Origin of the sequence: Corynebacterium felinum, from assembly GCF_030408755.1 — a bacterium.
Lineage (GTDB): Bacteria > Actinomycetota > Actinomycetes > Mycobacteriales > Mycobacteriaceae > Corynebacterium > Corynebacterium felinum.
The window spans coordinates 2,275,640-2,301,551 of sequence record NZ_CP047209.1 but is presented as its reverse complement, the minus strand read 5'-3'; the positions used below and the strand labels follow the sequence as shown (position 1 = coordinate 2,301,551).

Annotated in this window: 22 protein-coding genes; 18 read left to right on the top strand and 4 right to left on the bottom strand. The window is 53.3% G+C overall.

Features of this window, described 5'->3' with window-relative positions; all coding sequences use genetic code 11:
- The first annotated feature begins 80 nt into the window (after positions 1–80).
- From CFELI_RS09765 to CFELI_RS09705, 13 genes are all read left to right on the top strand, one after another.
- Positions 81–1,913, top strand: coding sequence for an AMP-dependent synthetase/ligase (locus tag CFELI_RS09765; RefSeq protein WP_277105085.1), 1,833 nt, complete (start codon positions 81–83; stop codon positions 1,911–1,913).
- A gap of 457 nt (positions 1,914–2,370) precedes the next feature.
- Positions 2,371–3,039: a hypothetical protein gene (locus tag CFELI_RS09760; protein WP_277105086.1), complete on the top strand. Its 669-nt coding sequence runs from the start codon at positions 2,371–2,373 to the stop codon at positions 3,037–3,039.
- Entirely contained in the window at positions 3,040–4,167 is a 1,128-nt protein-coding gene (gene hemW, locus CFELI_RS09755) for a radical SAM family heme chaperone HemW (RefSeq protein WP_277105087.1), read from the top strand.
- Between the two features lie 67 nt (positions 4,168–4,234).
- Entirely contained in the window at positions 4,235–5,200 is a 966-nt protein-coding gene (hrcA, locus tag CFELI_RS09750; protein ID WP_277105099.1) for a heat-inducible transcriptional repressor HrcA, read from the top strand.
- 593 nt (positions 5,201–5,793) lie between these two features.
- Positions 5,794–6,921 carry a molecular chaperone DnaJ gene (gene dnaJ / locus CFELI_RS09745; protein ID WP_277105088.1) on the top strand — a complete coding sequence of 376 codons (1,128 nt, stop codon included), beginning with the start codon at positions 5,794–5,796 and terminating at the stop codon, positions 6,919–6,921.
- On the top strand, positions 6,921–7,661 hold the full coding sequence (locus tag CFELI_RS09740; RefSeq protein WP_277105089.1) for a 16S rRNA (uracil(1498)-N(3))-methyltransferase: 741 nt from the start codon (positions 6,921–6,923) through the stop codon (positions 7,659–7,661). Before dnaJ ends, CFELI_RS09740 begins: the two co-directional genes overlap by 1 nt.
- Positions 7,662–7,693: 32 nt before the next feature.
- Positions 7,694–8,680 carry a PhoH family protein gene (locus tag CFELI_RS09735; RefSeq protein WP_277105090.1) on the top strand — a complete coding sequence of 329 codons (987 nt, stop codon included), beginning with the start codon at positions 7,694–7,696 and terminating at the stop codon, positions 8,678–8,680.
- A gap of 4 nt (positions 8,681–8,684) precedes the next feature.
- The gene (gene ybeY / locus CFELI_RS09730; protein ID WP_277105091.1) at positions 8,685–9,245 is read left to right on the top strand and encodes an rRNA maturation RNase YbeY; all 561 of its coding nucleotides are present in this window, start codon (positions 8,685–8,687) and stop codon (positions 9,243–9,245) included.
- The gene (locus tag CFELI_RS09725) at positions 9,242–10,558 is read left to right on the top strand and encodes a hemolysin family protein (RefSeq protein ID WP_277105092.1); all 1,317 of its coding nucleotides are present in this window, start codon (positions 9,242–9,244) and stop codon (positions 10,556–10,558) included. The genes ybeY and CFELI_RS09725 overlap by 4 nt, the downstream gene beginning before the upstream one ends.
- A gap of 225 nt (positions 10,559–10,783) precedes the next feature.
- Positions 10,784–13,000: a hypothetical protein gene (locus CFELI_RS09720; protein ID WP_277105093.1), complete on the top strand. Its 2,217-nt coding sequence runs from the start codon at positions 10,784–10,786 to the stop codon at positions 12,998–13,000.
- Positions 13,001–13,610: 610 nt separating this feature from the next.
- Positions 13,611–14,504 (top strand): pyridoxal 5'-phosphate synthase lyase subunit PdxS, encoded by an 894-nt coding sequence (gene pdxS, locus CFELI_RS09715; protein ID WP_277105094.1) that lies wholly within the window; start codon positions 13,611–13,613, stop codon positions 14,502–14,504.
- Positions 14,505–15,113, top strand: a complete 609-nt coding sequence (gene pdxT, locus CFELI_RS09710) for a pyridoxal 5'-phosphate synthase glutaminase subunit PdxT (RefSeq protein ID WP_277105095.1) — start codon at positions 14,505–14,507, stop codon at positions 15,111–15,113.
- Positions 15,114–15,863: 750 nt separating this feature from the next.
- Positions 15,864–16,241 carry a hypothetical protein gene (locus tag CFELI_RS09705; protein ID WP_277105096.1) on the top strand — a complete coding sequence of 126 codons (378 nt, stop codon included), beginning with the start codon at positions 15,864–15,866 and terminating at the stop codon, positions 16,239–16,241.
- 135 nt (positions 16,242–16,376) lie between these two features.
- Here CFELI_RS09705 and CFELI_RS09700 read toward each other — a convergent pair whose 3' ends face one another.
- Positions 16,377–17,171, bottom strand: a complete 795-nt coding sequence (locus tag CFELI_RS09700) for a transposase family protein (RefSeq protein ID WP_290258955.1) — start codon at positions 17,169–17,171, stop codon at positions 16,377–16,379.
- Positions 17,172–17,552: 381 nt separating this feature from the next.
- Positions 17,553–17,723, bottom strand: coding sequence for a hypothetical protein (locus CFELI_RS09695; RefSeq protein WP_277105652.1), 171 nt, complete (start codon positions 17,721–17,723; stop codon positions 17,553–17,555).
- A gap of 48 nt (positions 17,724–17,771) precedes the next feature.
- Between CFELI_RS09695 and pdxY the strand changes: the two genes are divergently transcribed.
- From pdxY to CFELI_RS09670, 5 genes are all read left to right on the top strand, one after another.
- Entirely contained in the window at positions 17,772–18,623 is an 852-nt protein-coding gene (gene pdxY / locus CFELI_RS09690; protein ID WP_277105653.1) for a pyridoxal kinase PdxY, read from the top strand.
- A 49-nt stretch (positions 18,624–18,672) separates the two neighbouring features.
- Entirely contained in the window at positions 18,673–19,590 is a 918-nt protein-coding gene (gene era, locus CFELI_RS09685; protein ID WP_277105654.1) for a GTPase Era, read from the top strand.
- A gap of 223 nt (positions 19,591–19,813) precedes the next feature.
- The gene (gene recO / locus CFELI_RS09680; RefSeq protein ID WP_277105655.1) at positions 19,814–20,524 is read left to right on the top strand and encodes a DNA repair protein RecO; all 711 of its coding nucleotides are present in this window, start codon (positions 19,814–19,816) and stop codon (positions 20,522–20,524) included.
- 28 nt (positions 20,525–20,552) lie between these two features.
- Positions 20,553–21,290, top strand: coding sequence for an isoprenyl transferase (locus CFELI_RS09675; protein ID WP_277105656.1), 738 nt, complete (start codon positions 20,553–20,555; stop codon positions 21,288–21,290).
- Positions 21,287–22,360 carry a VIT1/CCC1 transporter family protein gene (locus CFELI_RS09670; protein ID WP_277105657.1) on the top strand — a complete coding sequence of 358 codons (1,074 nt, stop codon included), beginning with the start codon at positions 21,287–21,289 and terminating at the stop codon, positions 22,358–22,360. Before CFELI_RS09675 ends, CFELI_RS09670 begins: the two co-directional genes overlap by 4 nt.
- A gap of 321 nt (positions 22,361–22,681) precedes the next feature.
- Here CFELI_RS09670 and CFELI_RS09665 read toward each other — a convergent pair whose 3' ends face one another.
- Positions 22,682–23,101, bottom strand: a complete 420-nt coding sequence (locus CFELI_RS09665) for a Fur family transcriptional regulator (protein WP_277105658.1) — start codon at positions 23,099–23,101, stop codon at positions 22,682–22,684.
- A gap of 703 nt (positions 23,102–23,804) precedes the next feature.
- The gene (locus CFELI_RS09660) at positions 23,805–25,358 is read right to left on the bottom strand and encodes an IS1380 family transposase (RefSeq protein ID WP_290258967.1); all 1,554 of its coding nucleotides are present in this window, start codon (positions 25,356–25,358) and stop codon (positions 23,805–23,807) included.
- Between the last annotated feature and the right edge of the window lie 554 nt (positions 25,359–25,912).

Genomic DNA, 25,912 nt, shown 5'->3' with positions numbered 1-25,912 from the left:
GACACCGAGTAGCAGGGGAATCTGCAGCCCGGTGGCGCGGTGTTTGTCCACCGGCAACATTTAAGGAGAATCACATACACATGCAGGAAATCAGCACCCCAGCCGAGTACACCATCGGCGATCACGACACCTGCCTCACCGCATTGCTGGCCAGCGCCAAGGCCCGCCCTTATGGTGTGATGTTTACCCGCCCGAAGAACTTTGAATGGGTCAATGTGACCGCTGCCGAGTTTATTAGCGAAGTTTATGAAGTAGCCAAGGGTTTCATCGCCAACGGCGTGCAGCAAGGCGATCGGATCGCACTACTGAGCGAAACTCGCTACGAATGGTCGCTGCTTGATTTCGCTATCTGGGCAGCTGGAGCGGTCAGCGTTCCTATTTATGGTTCTTCCTCCCTGTCGCAGGTGGAGTGGATTATTGAAGATTCCGGTGCTGTTTTCGCAGTCACCGAAAAGCGCGAACACACCGAATTAATGAAGAATTTGGTGCTGAAAGAAGACGGCAAACCAGCGCTGAGCGAATCCCCCTCGCAGCTGCGCCGCGTGCTTGAAATTAACGCTTCGGCCATTTCCACCCTCAAGTTTGAGGGGCGTTCCGTGGACGATACTGAGGTGGATGCGCGCATTGCAGCGACGAAGTCCACAGATCTTTCCTCCTTGGTGTACACCTCCGGCACCACGGGGCGTCCGAAGGGTTGTCGTCTAACACATAAGAACTGGTTGAGCGAGGTCTATGGTCTGCTCACCAACCCCATTGGTGCCATTGCAGTTCCGGGCTCACGAGTTCTTACCTTCTTGCCACTGGCACACGTGCTTTCCCGCGCGGTGTCGCTGGCTGTGGCAATTGGTGGGGCAACCCAGTCGCACTGGTCGGATTTCTCCACCTTGGGCGTGGAATTCCAGCGTGCCCGCCCGAACCTGATCTTGGGTGTTCCCCGAGTCTTTGAAAAGGTGCGCAACTCCGCTGCGGCGAATGCTGCTGAAGGTGGCGCGGTGAAAGCCGCCCTGTTTGCGCAGGCGGAAAAGACTGCCATCGAATACTCCCGTGCGCTCGATACCGCTGAGGGCCCGTCGCGTGCGCTGCGTTTGAAGCACAAGACTTTTGACAAGCTGGTGTTTTCCAAGATCCGCGCCGCCATGGGTAATTCGGTGAAGTATGCCATCTCCGGTGGATCGGCGATGAGCCCAGACATCATGCACTTCTTCCGCGGCCTTGGCGCCCCCATTTATGAAGGCTACGGCCTGACCGAAACCTCGGCGGCTGCCACCGTGGATTTCGTGGATCAAAAGATCGGAACCGTGGGTCCGCCAGTGGGTGGCACGAGTGTGCGCATCAATGCTGATTCTGAAATCCTGATCAAGGGCAACACGCTTTTCGACGGCTACTGGAACAATCCGGAAGCAACCGCTGAGTGCTTCGATGAGGAAGGCTGGTTTAATACCGGCGACCTCGGCGAACTGCTGGAAACTGGCCACTTGGTGATCACCGGCCGTAAGAAGGATCTGATTGTGACCGCCGGTGGTAAGAATGTTTCCCCCGGCCCGATGGAAGATTCCTTGCGCTCCCACCCGCTGATTTCTCAGGCCATGGTGGTTGGCGACGGAAAGCCTTTTGTGGGCTTGCTTGTTACTTTGGATGAGGATGCGATCAAACGGTGGAAGCTCAACCGCAATATTCCTGAGTCGCGCACCATTGCGGAGCTCGCCTTAGATCCAGTATTGCGCGCTGAAATTCAAGATGCCATTAACCAGACCAATGCGATGGTCTCGCACACTGAGGCGATTAAGAAGTTCCAGATTCTCGATCGGGATCTCACTGAGGAAGCCGATGAGCTTACCCCAACGATGAAGGTCAAGCGCAACGTGGTGGCCCGCCGCTACGCTGATGCGATTGAAAAGCTTTACCAGCGCTAACGCGTGAGTTAAACGAGGGGCGTGTCTGCACGATAAAGGCCATACTGTGTATGGCCGATGCAGATGCGCTCCTTTGCTTTGTGCCGTTGGGAACTAAAGATTAAGCGATTGCGCGTGCGTGCGGCTACAGCTTCACTATTCTTCCCTTGTGCTCAAGCGTGCCTGATTGTCTGCGAATCACTCTCCTCGTAGTGAGGGTTGAATCACTCTCCCCATAGTGAGGGGTGCTGTGACCTTTAGGTATGTGCCATGCCCCACCAGCACCCGCGCTTAAGCTGTATGGGGGCGGGGGATGTAGGTGGGGGCGTCGATACGCGTGCGAGCGCATGTAGTAGTAAGAGTGCATATGTGTGCCCAAGGCTAAAGGAGCTTTGTCGGCGCGCCGTCGTCGGATTGGGAAGAATGTGTTTTAGAGTCATAACTCGTAATGCTTAAGTGACGCTCTTGGGGGTGAAAAATGCGAGTTTCAGACGCGAAGGTGCGTCATCTCGAACTCACTCAAGAAGTGTTCAATATTGGTGATGAAGTAGCAAGCTACATCGAAAATATTGCTGAGGCGATCAACGATTGGGACCCAGAACTGGTGGAGGATTGCCTCGCCGAATTCGAGATGATCATCGACGAAGCCCGTTTAGATTCGCGGCGCCTGATTGCCGAGCTTTTAGGTTTGCGCCAAGCATTGACCTCCGGACTTGCCTCTGGCACTGTGTCGATGGGGCCAGAGATGAAGGAAACATCACGCCCGGTACTGATCAATTCCACGAGTTTGACCCAACGTTTCCCGATCCAGAATTCCCCAGTGATCGTCGCGGAAGTAACCCAAGCTTTGGAAGCCCGCACGGAGCTGGTGGTGGAATATTTAGCCCACATTGTGGAGTGGGAGTTGGCGGAAACTAAGCGTGCCGCCCGCGATATTGATGCCTTGTCGTTGCCTTTGTTGTATGCGCGCACGTCGGAGGCGGTGTTTTCGGCGGCGCGTGCGTGGCTTTCAACGGTTGCGAAGGAGCATCCAAGTTTCGTGCGTGCGATGCGCGGAAGCAATCCACCTGCGTTTTTGAGTGAGCGTGCGTGGGTTGATCAGGTCGTGGCTCGCGTGAAAGCGAAGATGCAAGCTAACGTATCTTAAATGTTTGGTGTCTATATTCACGTCCCGTTTTGTGCTTCGCGCTGCGGCTACTGTGACTTTAATACGTATACTCCTGGTGAATTGGGCACGTCGGCTTCCCCGGAAAGCTATATGCAGGCCCTGTCCCGCGAGCTCGACATGGCGGCAGCACAGGTGGGCCAGCAAGCGCAGACTGTTTTTATTGGTGGTGGCACTCCCAGCATGTTGGGTGCTGACGGTTTAGGCAAAGTGCTTGAGATGGTGCGCGGAAGTTTTGGCCTGGCACCAGGCGCGGAGATTACAACGGAGTGCAATCCGGAATCGACCAGCTTAGAATTTTTCGATTCGCTTCTTGGTGCTGGTTTTAACCGTATTAGTTTGGGCATGCAGTCGGCGAGTGCTGGTGTGTTGCGGGTGCTGGAGCGTGCGCATACGCCGGGTCGTGCGTTTGCTGCGGTGCGGGAGGCGAAAGCTGCGGGGTTTACACATGTTAATTTGGACATGATTTATGGCACCCCGACTGAGACGGATCAGGATGTGCGCGACACTCTTGAGCAGGTGTTGGATACTGGTGTGGATCATGTCAGCGCGTATGCGTTGATCGTGGAGGACGGCACCCGCATGGCCAGGAAGGTGCGCTCGGGGCAGCTGCCTGCACCGGATGAGGATGCGTATGCGGATCGTTTTGAGATGATTGATTCCGCGCTTCTCGACGCCGGATACGACTGGTATGAGGTGTCGAACTGGGCGAAGCCTGGTGGGCAGTGTCAGCATAATTTGGGCTATTGGCGTAACCATGACTGGTGGGGTGCAGGCCCTGGGGCGCATTCGCATCTGGATGGGCACCGCTTTTTCAACGTGAAGCATCCGCGTACGTATGCTGATGCGGTTGCTGCCGAAAAGTTGCCGATTAAGGAGTCTGAGTGGCTTTCTGAGTGGGAGCGCCATGAGGAAAAGGTGATGCTTGGGTTGCGTTTGAAGGAGGGTCTGCCGGCTGCTGATTTTTCTGAGTCGGAGCTTGCGGTGGCTCAGGGTTTTGCTGATCGGGGTCTGCTTGAGGTGGGGAAGACGGTAGCATTAACGTCGATGGGGCGTTTGCTTGCTGATGGCATGATTGCTGATATTTTGCTTGCGGGCGAGCGCGACTAGTTTTGTGAAGGGAGCACACATAGTGGCTGTGAGTAACGTGCCGGAGTTGCGGTGTGCTGACCGCCGCATGTTGGTGCTGCGGGCGATTGTTGCTGACTATATTCGGTCCCAGGAGCCGGTGGGGTCGAAGGCTTTGGTGGAGCGGCATAAGTTGGATGTGTCCTCGGCGACGATCCGTAATGATATGGCTGCGTTGGAGGCCGAGGGCTATATTGTGCAGCAGCATAAGAGTTCTGGGCGGATTCCAACCCATAAGGCGTATCGGCTTTTTGTGGATTCTTTGCAGGAGATTAAGCCGTTGTCCTCGCCGCAGCGGCGTGCGATTGAGCGTTTTTTGGAAGGCGCGGTGGATTTGGAGGATACGTTGCGCCGTTCTGCTCAGTTGCTTAGTCAGTTGACGCATCAGGCTGCGGTGGTGCAGATGCCGACGTTGAAGATGGCGCGGATGAAGCATTGTGAGGTGGTGCTGCTTGCCCCTACGCGACTGTTGTTGGTGGTTATTACTGATACCGGGCGTGTGGACCAGCGTAATGTTGAGCTGGATTCAGGCTGCACTTCGGAGCAGGTTGCGGATTTGAGAGAGCTGTTGAATCAGGTTCTTGATGGGCAAACGTTAAATGATGCGTCGGTGTCGTTGGCTGCGCTGGGCAAGATTCAGCATTCTACTCAGCCGCATCTTGCGCGGTGTGTGTCTGTGCTTATTGATACGTTGGTTGAGCATCCGACTGATCGTCTGATTTTGGCGGGTACGTCGAAGTTGCCCGCGTTTCCCACCGTGCTTGAGGCGCTGGAAGAGCAGGTTGTGATGTTGAAGCTGCTGGCTAATGTGCAGGATTTGCACTCCGTGGGTTCTGTCAGTGTTCTGATCGGCGAGGAAACTGAAGAGGATAAGATGTCGAAGGCATCGGTGGTGGCAACGGGCTACGGTGCAGGTGGGCTTGGGGTGGTTGGCCCGACGCATATGGATTATCGTGCAACGATGTCGAAGGTGCAGGCTGTCGCCCAGTACGTCTCCCGCCTTGTGTGTAGCTAAACCTTCCCCCCTTCTGCCCGCATGTTTGTGCAGGTAGCAGGGGGATTTTTATGCGTATCGACGCCCCCACATCACCCTAAGCATCGTTGCGGCTGCGGTTCAGCACGGCTGCATGCACATTACTAGTGCAAAGAATTGTCGCTGTGGCTTTTCCCTTACCTCCCCGTGCAGTACACAACTGAAACTTTTGTGCGATTCAGGGTGTGGGGGGCGTCGATAGGCAAGGGAAAGTCGAGTACGTACCAGCACCACAGTGTGATAATCCAACACCACCGGGTGATGATCCAGCACCACAGTGTAATTGTTCTGTGGCGTTGGGGGATATGCAGGTGTTTTCACGCTCGCGTGGAGTTGAGGCGGTGGGAGGAAACTGTGACAGGTGAGATGGGAGGAAACTGTGACAGGTGAGATGGGAGGGTTTTCCCTCTCCTCATCCTGAGAACTGTTGATTGAAAGCTGCAGGTGGGTGTGGAAGTTGAGCTGGAGCGCGGAGGGAGTACAATAGCTTTTTCGTGGATTGTGTGGTTTAAAAAATCGACCAGCACTAACTTTCCAACTTCGTATAAGAGAAAAGACACCAAGGAATAACTTTCGTGGCACGCGACTACTATGGCATTCTCGGCGTCGACAAGGGCGCTTCCGACAACGACATTAAGAAGGCCTACCGCAAACTGGCCCGCCAGTACCACCCAGACGTCAACAGCACCGACGAAGCGGCGGAAAAGTTCAGCGAAATCTCACTCGCTCAAGAAGTATTGCTCGACCCAGAAAAACGACGCATCGTTGATATGGGCGGCGACCCCATGTCCGCAGGTGGCCAAGCCAACGGGCACGGCGGCGGATTCGGTGGGGGCTTCGGAGATATTTTCGAAGCATTCTTCGGCGGCGGTGGAAGCGGCCGCGGCCCAATGTCACGCGTCCAACCCGGCAACGATGCTCTGCTGCGCACCCGCATCACCTTGGAAGAAGCATTTGCAGGTGTGGAAAAAGAAGTCACCATCGACACCGCCGTCTTGTGCAACGGCTGCGAAGGCACGGGCTCGGCAACCAAGGAAAAACCAGTACGCTGCACCAACTGTGGGGGTGCCGGCCACATTCAGCAAGTCCAACGCAGCTTCCTCGGCAACGTGATGACCACCGCCACCTGCCCTATGTGCGAAGGTTTCGGCGATGTCATTGAAAAGCCCTGCACCACCTGTGATGGCGCAGGCCGGATGAAGGCACGCCGCGAAAAAGTCATTCGCATCCCCGCTGGCATTGCCGACGGCATGCGTGTGCGCATGGCAGGCCAAGGCGAAGTCGGCCACGGTGGTGGACCCGCAGGCGACCTGTATGTAGAAGTTTCTACTGAACCACACCCAGTATTCACCCGCGAAGGCGACAACCTGCACCTGACCGCAACCGTGCCCATGGTTGATGCGGCGCTGGGCGCAACCTTCAGTGTCATTGGCCTCGATGGCAACCCCATTGACTTCACCATCCCAGCAGGCACCCAGCCTGCTGACCGGCTGATCGTGCCCGACAAAGGCATGAAATACCTGCGCGGCGAGGGCTACGGCGACATGATCGCCCACGTCGACATCACCATCCCGCGTGAGCTTGACGAGAAGTCCCGTCAAATCCTGGAGCAACTGCGCGAGCACCGTGGGGATGTCTGCGGTGTGCACGACGGCAAAGATCAGTCGCTGTTTGGTCGGATTCGCAATAGGTTCCGCAAGTAATGTCGCTGCCAGTCTTTATCGCCGAGCGCCCGCTTCCCACACGCGGGCTAGTAACACTGAGTGGTGTTGAAGGGCGCCACGCAGTCGCAGTCAAGCGCATCGTCGCTGGTGAGCACATTGAGCTTATCGACGGCGAAGGTGCACGCGCCGAAGTGAAAGTCACCGAAACCCGTGGAAAAGACACACTGTACGGCGAGGTGCTCACCCTTGTTGTCGAGCAGCCGCGCACACCACGCGTGACCGTGGTCCAGGCCCTGCCGAAGTCGGAACGCTCCGAACTGGCCATCGATCTGTTGACTCAAGGTGGCGTCGATGCGATCGTCCCGTGGGAAGCCAGCCGTTGCGTAGCGAAATGGGTGGGTGCGAAAGCGGACAAAGGTCGCGCCAAATGGGTGGCCGCGGCACAGTCCGCGGCGAAACAATCACGTCGGGCAACCATCCCGCATATTGCTGAATTGGCCTCGACCCCTGAGGTTGTTGCGCTCATTGAGCAGGCAGATAAAGCCTTGGTGCTTCACGAAACCGCTGCAGTGCCACTGGCCAGCATCGATGTTGATGTGGACAGTATTGTCATCATTATTGGGCCAGAAGGCGGGATCAGTGAGGATGAACGTGCTGTTTTCACTCAGGCTGGGGCACAGGCAGTCAAACTTGGCCCAGAAGTGTTGCGCACCGCCACGGCGGGGCTTGTTGCACTCGCCGCCATTGGGGTACGCAGCACACGCTGGTCAACCTTCTAAACACCACAGGCAAGACTGGTAGGGTATGAGGAATGAGTCAAACTACCCGCAGTGTTGAGCTGGACAGTGCCCACACCACCACGGTGCTGGGGATACACGACGAAAACCTGAAAGTCTTAGAAAACCAGCTCGACTGCCAACTTCACGTCCGCGGCGATATCGTCACCATCATCGGTGAAGAACACGAAGTTGCCCGCGCTTTGAAAGTGCTCAAAGAACTGCAAGCTATCGCACGCCGCGGGCATGTGATCAGCCCAGAATCCGTGAAGCACGCTATCTCCATCGTCACAGTGGAGGCACCACAGTCGGTGGCGAAGGTGCTTGCCAGCGACATTATTGTGCGTCGCGGGAAGTCCGTGCGGCCGAAAACCTACGGGCAGAAAGAGTACGTGGATGCCATTGACGAGAACACCATTGTTTTCGGCCTTGGCCCTGCCGGTTCCGGTAAAACGTACCTTGCCATGGCGAAAGCTGTGCAGGCGCTGCAGTCGAAGCAGGTCAGCCGTATCATTCTGACTCGTCCCGCTGTGGAAGCGGGGGAGAAGCTGGGTTTTCTGCCCGGCACCTTGACCGATAAAATCGACCCTTATCTGCGTCCGCTGCATGATGCGCTGCGCGACATGGTGGAGCCGGAGATCATCCCGAAACTGATGGAAGCAGGCATTGTGGAGGTCGCCCCGCTGGCGTATATGCGTGGACGCACCCTCAACGATGCGTTTGTGATCTTAGATGAGGCGCAAAACACCACCCCAGCGCAGATGAAGATGTTTTTGACCCGCCTAGGTTTTGGTTCAAAGATGGTGGTCACCGGCGATATTACGCAGGTGGATCTACCCGGCGGGCAGAAGTCTGGTTTAAGGGTTGTGCGCCATATTTTGCGTGGGGTTGAGGGTATTCATTTCGCTGAGCTGGGCGCGGACGATGTGGTTCGCCACCAGCTCGTTGGCCGGATCGTCAATGCTTACGATCAGTACGAGTCCGAGCTTCAGGCGCGTAAACAACTCACAGAGGAGAAGTAGAACAGTGACTATTGAGGTTGTCAACGAATCTGGCTTTGACGGGGTCAACGAAGAATCGCTTATCGACGTCGCCCGCTTCGTGCTCAAAGAAATGGACGTTCACCCCGAAGCGGAAGCTACTATCTCCGTGGTTGATGTCGCCACCATGTCTGACCTGCACATGCAGTGGATGGACTTGGAAGGGCCGACCGATGTGATGAGTTTTCCCATGGACGAACTCACCCCCGGTATGGGACGCCCAGATGCCCAAGCCCCTGGCCCCCAAATGCTAGGCGATATCATCTTGTGCCCCGAATTTGCCCTCAAACAAGCCGAAAAAGCTGGCCACGACCTTGGCCATGAACTGTGCTTGCTGACCACCCACGGCTGCCTGCACCTGCTGGGTTACGACCACATTGAACCGGCCGAAGAACAAGAAATGTTCGCCCTGCAAAATGAGCTGCTGCGCGACTGGTATGCCGACTGCGAAAAACGCGGCATACGCTTCCAACCGAAACCCAGCGGCCCCGGGGCGTTTCCGTCCGCAGCGCAGCGGGCGGAACTGGATGAAAAGATGCAGCAGTGAGTGTTGTCGTTTTAGCCTCAGTGATCATCGGGGCGTTGCTGCTTTCCGGCTTGGTGGGAACAGTGGAAGCGGCAGTGTCCACTATTTCCCGCGCCAGGGTCGACCAGATGATCAAGGAGACGGACGCGCGGGCGTCGAAAAGCTTAGCGAAAGTACTTGATCGCCGCGCCGAACACATCAACCTGCTGGTGCTGGTGAAAACTTTTCTCGATGCGACCGCTGCAGTATGCGCGGGCATTCTGGCCACCCAATTGCTTGAAAAATGGGCGCTGACAGCCGCTATTGTTGGCGTCACGCTCGTCTCGTTCACCATCATCGGCGTTTTTTCGCGCACCGTCGGCCGGAAAAACCCGTACCGCATTAGCTTAGGCTCCGCCATGGTGTTGAACATCGTAGCCACCATTTTGGGGCCGGTGACCAAAATCCTGATCTGGATCGGCAACGTCATCGCCCCCGGCGCAGGATTCCGCGACGGGCCCTACTCGAAAGAAGTCGAGCTGCGCGAAATGGTCGATATCGCCCAAGAACACGGTGTGGTGGAGATCGAAGAACGCCGCATGATTCAAAGCGTGTTCGACCTTGCAAGCTCCATCGCCCGCGAAGTGATGGTGCCGCGCCCAGAAATGCTGTGGATCGAATCCGGCAAAACCGCCGGCCAAGCCACCAGCTTATGCGTGCGTTCGGGGCATTCCCGCATCCCCGTCATTGGTGAGACTGTGGACGATGTGCTCGGCGTGGTCTACCTCAAAGATCTAGTCAAGCAAACCTATTACGACACCGACGGCGGACGCAGCGTGCTTGTCGACGACGTGATGCGGCCAGCAAAATTCATCCCAGATTCCAAGAATCTGGATGCACTGCTGCACGAAATGCAAACCGAACGCTTCCACATCGCCATCCTTATTGATGAGTTCGGTGGCGTTGCGGGCCTGATTTCGATCGAGGATATTTTGGAAGAAATCGTCGGCGAGATTGCCGACGAGTACGATGAGCGCGAAATCGCACCGATTGAGCAATCAGACGATGACCCCAAGGTGTATCGCGTTGTCTCCCGCCTATTCTTAGAAGAGCTGGTGGAGCGGATCTCGGACGACCACGACATCCGGATTCAATTCCCCGAAGAAGTGACGGAACAGGTCGATACCGTGGCTGGCTTGATCGCCTTTGATAAAGGGCGAGTGCCGCTGCCAGGCACTGAGATTGAGTGCGCTGGCTTAAAACTCGTAGCTGAGGGCGGGCGTGATCGCCGCGGGCGCATTAAGGTGCGCTCTGTTGTTGTGACGGTTTTGCCTCCAACTACGGAAGAGGAATAGCCCTCCGCAGGCTTGTTTTTAGAATCAGAGGGAAGGCACCAGTGTAGCGCTGGTGCCTTCCCTCCTTCGCCGATGCAAAAACGTGCATTCTTTGTGAAATATTGGCATTTACTTTTTGTTTTCTTACTACTTTTTGGGCAAAAATTGGTTAATCTTGCGGGACGGCACTGGTGCTATTAATTTGAGGTTTTATACCGTATTAGACCAGTTAAGAGGGGTTTTCTTATGCCACTACAACGCCTTGAACCGTTCAGTCTTTTCCGCCGACAACACTTCACCATCGGCGGGAACCCATCGCAGATTGCCGCCAGCGCACAACCGTGGCGGGAAGTCCAGCAATTACTCGTCCACGGTGCCGGTGAACTCAGCGCCTTAGTGCCCGAAGGATTCGAAGGCAACGTGGGGCTGGCGTATCGTCAAAACATCGGTGAGGCACTGCCCGCGGAGATGAAAGCTGCCGCTGATATCGCTGAACGCATCGCACAGGTGTACACTCAGTACGCTGACGATGTGGCTGGGGCGAATGCAACTATGGACGCCACACAACTAAAAGCTGAAGCTATCCATCAGGAAGTCAATGTTGCGGTTGATTGCGTGAATAAGTCTGAAGACAACATGTCGATTGCAAACAGCATGGGGCAACCTGTATTAATTGCCGCAGCAAAGTCTGCACTTGATGCCAGCATGGCGTTCTATGAAGCGGCGAAATGGTCGTGGGATCAATGCCTTCAGCAAGCTCAAGCACACAAAAATGATTTGCGTTCTCAGGTGCAAGCTCATGAATCTATCCTCGCCGGGGTGGTAGCAAATAGTCGCCTGGGTGCCGTTCAATTGGTGAAACCACCCCGCGAGTTGAGCTTTTTGCGTGTCATTTTGTCCGAACTGATTGAAGTTGCAGGAACCGTGGGAAAGATTATGAACCACCTTGTGCCTGCTGGTCGCACCATCCGTTCTCTCTCAGGGGTGGATGAAGTAGTAGGTGAAATCATGACCGCTGCGGATCAGAATGTGCAACGGCAATGGTCGAGTGCTTTTGAAGAACTAATACAGCTAATTCATCGGGTTGAACGGCAGGCGGCAAAGTTCATTGTGCTCTACCGTGAGGCGGATCTGATGAATGAGAAGGATCTGGCCAATGTTGAGCCGTTAATTGAGGGGCTTTTCCAATCCGTTCTGGCTGATGATAAGCGCACGAAGGTGTTTGTCGATGCAGCGATGAGCTTGGAGGAACGCATTAATCATCTGGGCACGGACAGCCTTTTGTGGGATCCTTACCTAGGTGAGGAGCTCAACCCACAGGTGATCGCTGGGGATATTCGCCGTATGAATAGCAGCATTTCAGACCCATTTTCGATAAATGATGAGGCGGTGGAGCGCAATCAGGTACGTGGGCGAAATTTGGATGATTTAGCTCGTATTCTTACTCAAACTAGTGCAGTTGAAGGACCATTTGGCCCTGGAATGACCTCGCGGATTATTAGCCTTCCTTCGGTCACTGCTGTTGCTGATGATTATGCACCGGGTCCGTTGCAGACGCCTGGCGGTAATTATTTTGCCTTCACTAAGAAGGGATTGCCTATTATCCCGAAGGGCGGTGCGAATTCTGATTATTATGCCAAGGTATCCCAAGATGGCACTTTGACTATGAAGGTCGGGGAGAAGGGCTACGAAAAGGTCTATCCGCGAGTGCCGAAAGGCAAATCTAGTTATCCTAGTGTGATCTACGAGGCTTTTGATGCCGACGCTCGTCGCCAAATCCAGTATGTCGTTTACCCGAATGGGATGATCGTCGAATATACAGTTCCAAGTTCTGGTGAATTTAGTAATCCTGAAGGGATTGTGTTGCGTCCAAGGCAAACACCTGATGGAAATACTCCATTGAGTTACGCTTGGACTACTAGGCAATTCGGTGAACTTCACATTGGAACTCCCGAGCACGGTGACCAGCACTATTATCCTGCAAAGAAAACCTATGATTTTTCAGGTATTAATAAAGCACTGAAGGCGCTTGAACCAATTGGGGTAGTTTCGGGCAATATTAAAGGCGTTGTGGAAGGGCCTTTCGAAAAATTTGTTAATGAAATTGGGGAATCGATGGGTGCAGACAAGGAAGCTGTGGCGAAATATTATGGTTACGCCAAGAAGATACCCCTGGCAGATCCTATGTTGAATGCTGCAAATGGTATTGTTGCTCTCACAGAGAGTGTTGCGACTGGTAGCAGTGTTCCACTTGCTTCGGCTATGGGCAGTAACGCAGGTGGTCTTGTAGGTGGAGCATTAGGCGTTCGATACGGTAGTAAGTTTCTATGGGGTAAGACTCCATGGGGTAGGTTTCTTTTCGGTGCGGCAGGTACCGTAACAGGCTCTTACTATGGGCAAGCGATGGGAGCCGATATGGGGCGAAGGATAGATGACTGGTGGGACGGAACGAAAACCAAATAGTTTGAATTGGAAAACGGACCTGCCCAGATCTTCATCGTGTGCTTACTAGTTAGGGGCGTGGGGTGAAGCTTTTGTTCCTGTTGCTGATGTGAGCAATCACCGATTCATGCTGCTCTGTGCAGTGTTTTTCAAGGGCGGATACACAGCCACTACGACACAACCGCAAGTGTCTACAGTGTGGAGAGGAAACATTTAAGAAGCCATTGCAGTCAAGGCGGTAGTCATTCTCAAGAGCGATCGGTAGCACATTGTTTAAGAATGAAGTGCCGAGGCGAATAGCTGTTTGAAGGGGCATGTTGCTTTGAGTGTAGAACTTCTACACAAGCGATGTGCCCTACTGGATTGTGTACGTAGTAGTAGGCAATGGGATGAATGAAAATTCTTGAACAACGTATATACGATCTGAACATATGAAACACCACTAAGTGTTCATTATGCTTATTGAGTTTCTTTCGCTAGGGTGACATCTTTATAGAGGCGAAACTTATCCAAAGCGCCCTGTGTGACTTTCATTGCTCACATGACAAGGGGTGCCGAAAGCAAACAGGGTTACGAATAGTGCTTGGGAAGAATAGCCGGAGAAAAATATTTTGAACTTGTGAGGAGAACAATGGTTTCGGAAAACATCACTGGTACTGCGCGTGTGAAGCGTGGCCTCGCCGAGATGCTCAAAGGCGGGGTCATCATGGATGTGGTTACCCCAGAACAAGCAAAAATTGCTGAAGATGCAGGAGCCACCGCAGTGATGGCCCTGGAGCGAGTACCTGCCGACATCCGCGCCCAAGGTGGCGTATCCCGTATGTCCGACCCAGACATGATCGAAGGCATCATCAACGCAGTCAGCATCCCCGTGATGGCTAAAGCTCGTATTGGACACTTCGTTGAAGCCCAAGTACTACAATCTTTGGGCGTTGACTTCATCGACGAGTCTGAGGTTCTCTCCCCAGCTGACTACACCAACCACATCGACAAATTCGCCTTCGATGTTCCTTTCGTCTGTGGTGCAACCAACCTTGGTGAGGCACTGCGCCGCATCAATGAAGGTGCTGCAATGATCCGCTCGAAGGGCGAAGCAGGTACCGGTGATGTATCCAACGCAGTGACCCACATGCGTACCATTCGCGCAGAAATCAACCGTTTGCGTTCCATGGCTGAGGACGAACTCTACGTTGCAGCAAAGGAGCTCCAGGCACCTTACGAGCTAGTGCGAGAGGTAGCAGCAAATGGCAAGCTTCCAGTGGTACTCTTCACCGCAGGTGGTATCGCCACCCCAGCGGATGCTGCCATGATGATGCAGCTGGGTGCTGAAGGTGTGTTCGTTGGTTCCGGTATCTTCAAGTCAGGCAACCCAGCACAACGTGCACAGGCAATCGTCCAGGCCACTCAGAACTTCGACGACCCAGCAACCATTGCCAAGGTGTCCCGCGGTTTGGGTGAAGCAATGGTTGGATTGAATGTTGATGAAATTCCTGTTTCCCACCGCCTAGCGGAGCGTGGCTGGTAAATGATTGGGATTCTCGCTGTTCAAGGTGGTGTAGCAGAGCATGAACGCACCTTGGCTAAACTTGGCCGTCAGGTGCGCCTTGTGCGCCGTGTTGAACATCTTGAAGGTTTAGAGGGAATCATTTTTCCCGGTGGGGAATCAACCACCATGTCTAAGCTATTGACGTTGGGTGGATTGTACGAACCACTGAAGGAAAAACTTCAACAAGGACTGCCCGCATTCGGTACCTGTGCAGGAATGATTCTCCTGGCCAACGAAGTCCACGATACGCGACCAGATGCAGTCAGCTTTGGTGCGCTGGACATTAGCGTGCGCCGAAATGCCTTCGGTCGTCAGATCGATAGCTTCGAAGCAGACCTAGACTTCAGCGGAGTCGATCAGCCTGTTCATGCAGTGTTTATCCGTGCACCCTGGGTTGAGCGTGTCGGGCCCAATGTTGAAGTATTGGCTCGCGCACACACGACTGATGGGGAAGGAAACCCCAGCGAGGCGATCGTTGGGGTGCGACAAGATAACGTGATTGCGATCAGCTTTCACCCTGAGGTCACTGAAGATACGGCGATTCACGAGCTGTTTTTGAACATAGTGGATCACAAAGCTCAACGATAGCGGCCTTTTAACAAAGAAGAACGCGAAAAACCACACCACAATTGTTGCACAACCCTAGGGTGAAAAGTCTTAGGATGAGCAATCGTGGTGTGGTTTTCTGCATCTACTTTATGAAGAGTAAATATAGAAATTAGATTAAATATTACTCCTCTATAAATAAGAAGTACATGGGTTTAGTTTAAGAGACTTCTCCCTGTTGCGATTCTTTGCCAAAAGGGCAAACAATGGTGAATTTTATGCTAATGTCTCACATAACGTGCGGGTCATATTTGTGAGCAGGCTATGTTCAAGGCTGCATTCACAAATCCGTGCTAGACAAATTCGCTTTCATCTTCACTTGCGTTCTGAAATGGTTTGACTGCTTCAGGGAATGGGGTGGAGTTTTGTGTGTCGTGGGGGCACGCGGAGAAACCAAAGTGCTAGTTGTGGGCACGATTGGTTTTGGCGGAAAGGCGTTTGTTGTGGAGGTGTGTGATTGATCAAAATGGCCTAGCCTCCTCATCTTGGGGCGCACATTTCAAGTGTCAGCTCTCATCCGTGACCATGTTTTCTCGTAACGTGCTTATGAGCGGTGCGGTTGGTTGATTTAGTCGTGGCAATAACTACTTGGACCTGCTGGTCTTCATGGCATTCGAGCTAATAACTGGGGATAGTGTTGGGTGGGGCATGGAAAAGTGTTGGCAATTGGCACGTATAGGGTGCTACTGGTATTTAAATTAACGTATTGGGATTTTTAACGGAGATGTTTTGATGGATTCTTTAGAAACCTCACGGATTGAGGCGTTTATCTATTCCTGTATTTTGTTGCTTCCAATTTGTGTGTATTATTTTATGGTAAGGCTCGAACCCCTTAAAAGAAATAGTGACTCTGAATTTCGCGCTTGGCAAATGCTCTTCTATTTTTTCGTATGGGCTGCAGTTGGGGTGAGTTTGGCCTTGCTGTACTCTGTCTTTACTGAGAAACCTTTTTGGACGTGGAGCAGTTATGATACATTTTTGCGTGTCCATGCTCCATTCGCATTCGGGTTTGTTTTATTTTTGCGCAGTGGTGGAATATTCAAATATCCTTTGAGCGTACAAGGATTTAAGCCGTTTCTTCGCTGGCTAAAAAAGATCTTCACTGCTTGATGTTCTCGGGAAAACCCTATTCCTAACGCATTGATTGTTCTGAGATATTGTTTGTAAAAGCAAGCGAGTATTTACTATGGAATACCCCCTACCAGACATTTTCATTTTATTTATCCTGGTGGCAATGAGGTTTTCTCACCAGAGTATTTTGCGGGCTAGGTGTAGGACGACTAAAGCAGTTTTTGCGATGGCTGTAATGGTTTTAGGGCATAGTGTTACACGCCGTAGTGCTTTGAGTTGTTTGAGCATGGCGTTTGCTCGTTCTGATGGTGCTCGCAAACCGTTAAGACGACGGTTGTACTCGTATTCGTCATCTGCCAGATTCCTTCCTCTGATCGGTGTGTGTACGTTGTGACCTGCACCAATGTAGCCTTTGTCGGCAAGAACGCAAATATCAACAGTGCTTATTGCATCAAGAACATGCTCACGCGCTGCTGTGATGTCGTGGGTTGATCCAGGAGATACTGAGGATACCCATAGTGGGTACCCACTCTCGTCAGTGAGCACCTGTACATTGCCACCAAATGCCTTATGTTTTCCGGAATACCACAGATCGTGACGGTTTTTCGGGTTCTTTCTCGCTACGCGGTCTGTTCGGATGAGTGTTCCGTCAAGGCAGACGAAAAGATTATTGGCGTCCTTGGCATGGCGTAGTGCGTCGATGAGGGTGGGAGATTTGGCGGAAACAACCCTGAGTGCTTCATGGATGTAGCGGTAGCCTGTGGCTTGTGAAACACGAGCATCACGAGCAATAGTAGCGATACTTGTTGCTTCATAAAGCCAGCGTAGAAGCATAATTGCTTGCTCCCAACACGTTGTGGCACGTTGATGGGGGCGAAGGTCATGTCGACGGCGATGAGCTTGAAGCCAAGCGCTGATGGTACGTGCAGTGGAAATTGGGACGTCAAGTGTGGCAGAATAGCGAAGCACGCGGGAGTTCCTTTCAGTTTGATTTTCCTGTATCAAAAACCATTCTGAGTAAGAACCCCGCGTGCTTTCGTTACGACACACCCACAAAACCCCCAAAACCACAGGTCAGCGTTTCAAACGCATTTCCCCGGTGAGAAAACCTCAATGATTCCCACATTTATTTATGATTTTGCCTTGGAGGGTTTTTGTGGCTTTCGGGAAGTAGATGAATACGAGTACCCGGGGTGGCAATTGCTCTTCTACTGCATTTTGTGGTCTTTCGTCGGGCTGTGCTCAGGACTGTTGGTGTCCACACTGTCCAACTATCCCTTCTGGGAGTGGCGGGAATTTGATAGCCAGCTGCTCATAGTAGTTACTTTCGGTTCAGGGCTTATCACATTCCTACGCAGCGGAGGACTCTTTGTTAATCGCCTCAAAATCAAGGAGTTCAAACCATTCCTCCGATGGCTCTGGCGCGCCCTGCGACCATGAACCTAAAAATAACCCTTGCATCGTGCCAGAGTAAGCAGTGATGGGGACGTGGCGGCGACGTCGATACGCGAAAGCGGGCACGCGGGGAAAAGTTAGTAAAGCGGGACAACATAGGTAAAGATAGAAGCTATGTCGATTCTTTCCATTCAATCCCACGTCTCCTACGGTCACGTTGGCAACTCCGCAGCCGTATTCCCACTCCAGCGCATCGGGCACGAAGTCTGGCCCGTACACACCGTCAACTTCTCCAACCACACCGGCTACGGCGAATGGGGCGGCGAACTCATCCCCGCTACACAGGTACGCGACGTGATCGCCGGCGTAGGCGCACGTGGCGCATTTAGTGGCATCGACGCAATCATCTCCGGCTACCAGGGCGGAAGCGACATCGCTGATGTGATCATCGATGCAGTCGCACAGATCAAAGCAGAAAACCCACACGCGGTCTACGCCTGCGATCCCGTGATGGGCAACGCGAAATCCGGCTGCTTCGTCTCCGAACTCATCCCGCCGCTGCTGCGGGATCGTGTTGTGCCCGTCGCAGACATCATTACCCCCAACCAGTTCGAACTCAGCTACCTGACCGGCGTTGAAGCAACCTGCATTGATTCCACACTCAAAGCTGCTGAGGCGGCGCGCGCCATGGGGCCGAAGACAGTGCTCGTCACCTCCGTGCTGCGCCCCGACCGCGAAGACGGCACCATTGAAATGGTCGTTGTCAACGATGAAGGCGCGTGGAAAGTGCAAACCCCCTACCTTGACACCAAGCGCAACGGTTCCGGCGACGTCACCGCAGCACTGTTCACCGGCCACTATGTGCGCGGGTTCGACGCAGCAAGTGCGCTGGCGAAGACCGCATCGTCGATCTTCGACCTGATCAAGCTCACCCACGAACGCGATTCCCGCGAACTTTTGCTTATCGACGCCCAAGACTACTTCGCTGCACCAGCACTGCAGTTCGAGGTCACCAAAATTGCCTAGTGCTAAGCTTATAAACCACTAGCAGTTTTCTATCGCTTTAAGGAGCCAGGTGAGTTTCACCGATACCCCGGAAGGTTTCCGTTCCGGTTTCATTAGTTTCGTCGGCCGCCCCAACACCGGCAAGTCCACCCTGACCAACGCCTTAGTGGGGCAAAAAATCGCAATCACCGCGAACCAGCCCGAAACAACCCGCCACCCCATCCGGGGATTGGTACACCGCCCCGACGCACAAATCGTGGTAGTAGACACCCCTGGCATGCACCGCCCCCGCACCCTGCTCGGCGAACGCCTCAACGAGGTAGTTAAAGACACCTACGCTGACATGGATCTGATCGCCATTACCATCCCCGCCGATGAAAAAATCGGCCCCGGTGACCGTTGGATCCTCGACAACGTGCGTAAAGTCGCCCCCAAAACCCCCATCTTGGGCATTGTGACCAAGGTGGACAAAGTCAGCCGCGACCAAGTTGCTGTCCAGCTCATGGCGCTGCACGAACTCCTCGGCGGGGAGTCCGAAGTAGTACCAGTCTCTGCAGTCACCGGCGAACAACGCGACGTGCTGCTCGACGTGATTGTCAAGCACCTGCCGGAAGGCCCGAAATTCTACCCCGATGATCACGTCACCGACGACGACACCGAAACCCGCATCGCCGAACTCGTACGCGAGGCCGCACTTTCCGGCCTCCAAGACGAACTTCCACACTCCGTGGCAGTGGAAGTCGATGAGATCCTTCCAAACGAAGAACGCAAAGGTGTACTGGACGTCCACGTCGTCATCTACGTGGAACGTCCAGGACAAAAAGACATCATCATTGGCAAAGGCGGACGCCGCCTCGGGCGGATTATACATAACGCGCTGCCACAAATCAGCCAACTTCTTGGCTCCAAGGTATACCTCGATCTGCGCATCAAAGTTCTCAAGAACTGGCAATCCGACCCCAAGCAGCTTGGACGGCTAGGATTCTAAACCGCAAACCGCACAGCAAAAACCGGCTGTAGCCTTAGACCTTGTGTCCATCACCGCCTGCACTGCGGAGAAAAACACCGCGATATACTTGCAGTGAAAACACAAGTGAAGGCTACAGCCGGTTTTTTATACCCGTGCCACAGCAACCCCATCTCCTCAGTACGCAACAATGGGGGAGTAGGTGGGGGCGTCGACAAGCTTAAAGCAACACCAAGGGAGGACAATGGCCCGCGAATCCTACCGCGTGCAGGGCATCGTCATCCGCACCTACGACTTCGGTGAAGCCGACCGCATCATCGTCCTGCTTACCAAAAACCACGGACTTGTCCGCGGCGTAGCCAAAGGAGTACGCCGCGCCAAATCCCGTTTCGGATCACGACTCCAACCCTTCGTCGAACTCGACCTCACCTTATATAAAGGCCGCAACCTCGAATCCATCACCAGCGCCGACACCCTCAAATTCCTCGCAACCGGCATCATCGAACACCCCGAACGCTACTTCGCAGCCTCCGCCATCCTCGAAGCCACCGAACGGCTCGCCAGCTCCGACATCTACCCACTAACCATCTGGGCGCTGGAAGAAATGCGCAGCGCAGAAAATCCCACCCTCATGCTGGACATCTTCTTACTCCACGCCATGAACATCGCCGGCTGGGCACCCAGCCTCTATCACTGCGCCTCCTGCCAAACACCCGGGCCCCACCATGCCTTTCATCCCGCACCCGGCGGGGCAGTGTGCGTGCACTGCCGGGTGCCAGGAACCATCGAGGTGGACGAAGAAACCCTCCACATCATGTGGCAACTCACCCACAAGCAGCCCGTTGTTGCAATCAGCACCCAGCACGCACGCAACATTCATCGACTCACCGAAGCGCACTTTCACTGGCACACCGAACGCACACTAGCGTCGCTGAAGGTACTGGATCAAGCGTAAAAAATCATTCCGTGGCACAATACTAGGCGTGACTGAACAACTCGTACCACCCCACATCCCGGCAGAATTCATGCCCAAGCACATCGCCTTAGTCATGGACGGCAATGGGCGCTGGGCCACCCAGCGCGGCTTGAAACGCACGGAAGGCCACAAACGTGGCGAAGCCGTACTCGTGGATATGGTGAATGCGTGCCTTGCAATGAACGTCCCACACCTGTCCGCTTATGCTTTCAGCACGGAAAACTGGCGGCGCAGCGTTGATGAAGTTCGGTTCCTCATGGGCTTCAACCGCGACGTGCTCTCACGACGCAAAATGTGGCTGCACGAACAAGGAGTCAAAATACGCTGGGTGGGACGCCGCCCACGCCTGTGGCGCAGCGTGATCAAAGAACTCGAAGCAGCCGAAGAACTCACCAAAAATAACACCCGCATGACCTTATACATGTGCATCAACTACGGTGGACGAGCCGAAATAGTCGATGGTGTGCGTGAGATCGCCCGCCGCATGCACGCCGGTGAACTGCGACCTGAGGATATTTCGGAAAAGAACTTCCACCAGTTCCTTGACGAACCCGACATGCCAGATGTAGACCTATTCTTACGGCCTTCTGGGGAAAAACGAATCTCTAATTTCCTTTTGTGGCAGTCGGCCTACGCGGAAATGGTCTTCCAAAATAAACTATTTCCCGACTACACCCACGAAGACCTATTCCAGGCCGTGGAAGAATATGCCCGTCGTGACCGCAGGTTTGGTGGTACTAAGTGAGTCAACCCACCCCGCGCCAAATTAGGCGCTGGCAACAATATTTGGCGAACGAACGCGCCGAAGCAGCAGTCTATCGTGAACTCGCCCGCAATCGACACGGCGAGCAGCGCGAAATTCTGTTGCGCATCGCCGATGCGGAAGCACGCCACGAAACGTATTGGCGTGACAAACTCGGCAATGAAGTGGGTATGCCCCGCACACCCGACTTCAAAACCCGATTCTTAGCCTTCATGGCGCGACGTTTCGGCACCGTGTTTGCGCTTGCCATGCTGCAAACCGCCGAGTCGCGCAGCCCATACGAAAGCGACGAAGACGCAACCTCGCAAATGAAAGCTGACGAAGCGATCCACGCCGAAGTGGTGCGCGGATTAGCGGCGGAAGCACGGGAAGAGATGAGTGGCACATTCCGCGCCGCAGTGTTCGGTGCGAATGATGGTTTAGTCTCCAACCTTGCGCTCGTTTTGGGTGTGATGGCTTCCGGCGCCGACCCGAAGTTCGTGCTGCTTGCTGGGTTTTCTGGCATGCTCTCAGGCGCGTTGTCGATGGGTGCGGGCGAGTACATTTCGGTGAAAAGCTCCAACGAATTGCTGGAAGCCTCTGCCCCTCACCCTGATGCGGGGCAAAAGATTCCGCTTCTCGACGTCGACGCGAACGAACTCGCGCTCGTCTACCGTGCCCGCGGCATGAGCGAAGATGAGGCAGAAATCCACGCGCAAAAGGTATTTGCCACCTTGGAAAAACACCAGCAGGTTGATCTCATGGACGGCACACATGTCGCACCTGCCCAGGAACTCGGTGGCGCTTGGGGTGCTGCGATGTATAGTTTCTTCTGCTTCGGTGGTGGCGCGCTAATTCCGATCCTGCCATTCTTCTTCAACATCAGTAACCTAACGGCAGGGATTATTGCCTCTATTCTTGTGGGCATTGCGCTGATGGTGACTGGTTCGATTACCGGTGTTCTTTCCGGAAAGCCACCGTTGATGAGGGCATTACGCCAGCTCGGCATTGGCCTCGGCGCAGCGGGCGTGACCTACGCTTTAGGGGCTGCCTTCGGAGTAGCTGTCAACTAAAAACATGTATTGTCGCAGTTCTAGGCGGGGCTGGTGCATGCAACCTTATAACTGTATGCACCAGTATTTATGGCAGCATCATTGACATGCAATAAGTGCTCAGCACCGACTACGCATAAGGCGAAATGGTGACAAGAACGCAACGCACACGTAGTGGCGGGTTACAAGCGGTGCATGGAAATGAAGGATTGAGAGGGGGGGGATAGGATTAAAAAAATGAGGGTGGGTGGGGGAAGAAAAAAATGATAGCTTTTCTTCCCCCACCCACCCTCATGTGGTGCACAACGACAGTGCACAACAAAGGGTGGTGGGGCCTAATCCTTAGACGGTGCAGTTAGCACACAAACCGTAGATCTCAGCATCATGGCCGGTCAGCTGGAAGCCGTGAGCCTTTGCCACTTCCTTAGCCCACTTTTCAACAGGGCCACCCTCGATTTCCACAGTGCGACCGCACTGGGTGCACACGAGGTGGTGGTGATGATCACCATTCAGGCAGTGGCGGTACAGGGTCTCACCGTTAGACATATGCAAAACGTCCACTGCATCAACATCAGTCAGGGACTGAAGGGTACGGTAAACGGTGGTCAGGCCAACCTTGAGATCGCGGTTGGTCAGTTCCTGGTGAATGGTCTTGGCGGAGGCAAAGTTATCCATATCGCGCAGAACAGCAATCACTGCGGTGCGCTGACGGGTGCTGCGTACGCCCAGCTTAGGTACAGAATGTTCCATCGTACGGTTCATAATAGTCTTTTCCCTTTTTATATTTTTTCAGATGCCATGATGTACGGCACAAGGACTGTCAGTTCCCGCAAACCCAACCTCCCTTGTGAACAACACAAGAAAGTTCGGCGAAGGAGGCGTCAAGGGTTGTTGTGTAACACCGCATCCGAGAGTTTTAGTGAAAAACAAGCTTTCGATGGTCGCGTGTAACGTGCGCTCACGACAGAACCACAATCTAAAACAACATAAGTAAAACTTAGATAAAGCCCAAATTTTTGATTATGTTGATATGGAAACAGTTTTCACGAAACCTTGTGATGTTTTCCACCTTAGATGTCTAGTTTCAATAGCGCAAAGATTATTTCTGCAGATTGTGGCAAGTTTCTTGGGTCTCAAAGTCTTTAAGCTGGCATTTTAATGAAAACATGAACGTCGTTCTGTGAGCAAGCTCACTGCAAAAGTGGGAATATAAAACCTTACAACCGGAAACTATTGCAAATATGCAGGATACTGCACTTCTTTTCCGGCTTAGCCCAGATTTTTCATGGGGTGGGTTTGGTGGTGGTGGGTTGGGGTGGTGTGTTTGTGGGGTTGGTTGGTTCACCTTCGCCCTTTGATTCGTGGTTTTTAGGGCAAGGTGTGCGTCCATAAAGTTGTGTGGGGTTTGGGGGTTGGGGTGTGCCTGCAGTGTGGCTGCCAGATCGCGTGTGTGGGCCTAGGGGTGTTAGGGTTTTCGTTTCTTCCAGCGTGGCTGTAGAAGGCTCTGGGTGTAGCCAATAAGCGTGACCAGTGTGTGGGTGTGGGGGTTGTGCTGGTCAAGCTGGAGGATGATGCGTCTGCTGCTTGTGGTGATTTTTGATGCAACCGCAACAAACCTTACACGGATAGTCTTCGGCACCCATGTCCACCAAGGCTTGCTTGTTTCTTGGTGTGAATGATCTTTGTGGTGGCAGGCGTCGATGAGTTTCGTCCAGGTAAGAAGTTGGTGGGATAGTGCAACGATCAAACACCAGATTTGGTTCGCCCCGAATTGTTTAAACGGCAGTTTACTAAGGCCTTGGTCTTTGGTGTCTTTGATGTGTTGTTCACATAAAGACCGATTACGGTAGCAGTAGTCAATGTGTTGAATATTCCCAATAAGGTTCGTTACGCACAGTTGGGCGCGAACACCATGTTGGTTGAAAAGACTGTGTTGGCACCCTGGGTGGGGTGGTTCGATTCGTGCGATAACACGCATATCCTCGGGGTAGTCAGCTAGAAGATTCACCAAAGGTTGGTGCTCATCTATATTTGCGGTGCGCAGTAGTCCGGTGATGTCTTCAAGGAAATGGTTCTCATCACAAACCAGATCCCCTGAAGCACGCACAATCGGCACCCGAGTATCCCACCGATCACAGTCTTTGCCTGTGTGAGCACTGGTTCCCAAGTGTTGTGTATCAGCGTTGGTTGTTTGTTGGGATTGAAGGTGATGGTCAAGGGTGATGCGCGCTGTCGGCGGGGCGGAATAACCCAGAACATACCCAAGGTTGTGATCGTTGAGGAAACTGATGAATTTCTTTGTCCCACCAGCACTGTCAGCACGGATGACTAATCGTTTGCCCCAGGGTTGACCATCACTGTGATCAGGCAGGGTGGCAAGAATCTCGTCAACAAGCTGGCAGTGATCACGAATTGTGTTTGCCCCGGCATTTCCTGGTCGAAGCAGGCAGTTAAGAAACTCCCCACCAGGCAGACCGATGCTGGTGTAATCAATAAAGGCACATAACGGGTGGAAACCAAAGCCTTTCTTATAGGTAGGCGTCGCGTTTTCCTTATCGGAATGTGCGGTAATCAACGTGGCATCAATATCGATAACCAGTGGTTGTTCAACTGTTGCCACCCGATGCGGAGCGTGATCACCTAACAAATCCCACACCCTAGTGCGAGCTTGTTTCGCTGCGTGGATAAACCCTTCTCGCACATGCTCGCTGGTATCTGCATATTCTGTGATCCGCCGCCATGCGGTTGTCACTGACGGTAACGATTTTGATGCTAACGCGGTTGAAACAGAAGAAAGCAAGGTGATGTCGTGGACATCATCCCCACCAGCAATCAACGATAAAGCCAGATTCACCCACACATCCCCTAACGTGTGCGTGAGCCCAGAACGCGGCAAAGCGGAATCAAGGCAGTCACTTATTCCCACCAATTCGGCTACGTGAGCAAACGGTAACACCCCCGCACCGGATACAAGATGAGAACAGCTAGCAACCCGTGGAATGTATGTGGTAGTCTTCACCTTGAAAGTGTTTCTTTCTGCCTAGATTATTGACTTCAAAACATCTCTATTCTAGCAGGTCAAGAAGCACTTTCTTTACTTTTTGCTCACCTTTTCACCCCACACCCATGAAAAATCCGGGTTAGGGTACCGAAAATGTGAACAAACAGTCGCGAAACGTGACAAAAAGCTAAAGACAACCTAGACAAACGCCAACATTGTTCCGACTTTAGGTAAGCCTATGACTCAAGAATCGGACATAATCGGGCAGTAGTTTCGGACTTAAGGGGGGCTCGCAGACGAAAATAAATGATCCATTAAAAACAGAGTTTGAGTGCGGGTGCAAAACTCGACACTCAAGCATGCCTCAATCTGGCTGAAATTGTGCCGAAAACTCAGTGATATCGAGCGAGATTGGATAGATGGGTTGGGAAAAACTAATTAACTCGTAAATGCTTCAATGGAAAAACTTTTAGTTGCCCCCAATGTGTCACTGTGATCAATATCAATAAAGGCAGTAAGCCGGTAAAGGATTCACAGTAGGGGAGTAGGTTAACCCTTGGGCGCTAAGAGGG

Bases quoted from the DNA above. Each gene is read 5' to 3' on its own strand.
- CFELI_RS09740 (WP_277105089.1), top strand. From the start codon at position 6,921: ATGTCGCTGCCAGTCTTTATCGCCGAGCGCCCGCTTCCCACACGCGGG.
- pdxT (WP_277105095.1), top strand. From the start codon at position 14,505: ATGATTGGGATTCTCGCTGTTCAAGGTGGTGTAGCAGAGCATGAACGC.
- CFELI_RS09760 (WP_277105086.1), top strand. From the start codon at position 2,371: ATGCGAGTTTCAGACGCGAAGGTGCGTCATCTCGAACTCACTCAAGAA.
- CFELI_RS09765 (WP_277105085.1), top strand. From the start codon at position 81: ATGCAGGAAATCAGCACCCCAGCCGAGTACACCATCGGCGATCACGAC.
- pdxS (WP_277105094.1), top strand. From the start codon at position 13,611: ATGGTTTCGGAAAACATCACTGGTACTGCGCGTGTGAAGCGTGGCCTC.
- hrcA (WP_277105099.1), top strand. From the start codon at position 4,235: ATGTTGGTGCTGCGGGCGATTGTTGCTGACTATATTCGGTCCCAGGAG.
- CFELI_RS09735 (WP_277105090.1), top strand. From the start codon at position 7,694: ATGAGTCAAACTACCCGCAGTGTTGAGCTGGACAGTGCCCACACCACC.
- CFELI_RS09705 (WP_277105096.1), top strand. From the start codon at position 15,864: ATGGATTCTTTAGAAACCTCACGGATTGAGGCGTTTATCTATTCCTGT.
- hemW (WP_277105087.1), top strand. From the start codon at position 3,040: ATGTTTGGTGTCTATATTCACGTCCCGTTTTGTGCTTCGCGCTGCGGC.
- pdxY (WP_277105653.1), top strand. From the start codon at position 17,772: ATGTCGATTCTTTCCATTCAATCCCACGTCTCCTACGGTCACGTTGGC.
- recO (WP_277105655.1), top strand. From the start codon at position 19,814: ATGGCCCGCGAATCCTACCGCGTGCAGGGCATCGTCATCCGCACCTAC.
- CFELI_RS09720 (WP_277105093.1), top strand. From the start codon at position 10,784: ATGCCACTACAACGCCTTGAACCGTTCAGTCTTTTCCGCCGACAACAC.
- CFELI_RS09665 (WP_277105658.1), bottom strand. From the start codon at position 23,101: ATGAACCGTACGATGGAACATTCTGTACCTAAGCTGGGCGTACGCAGC.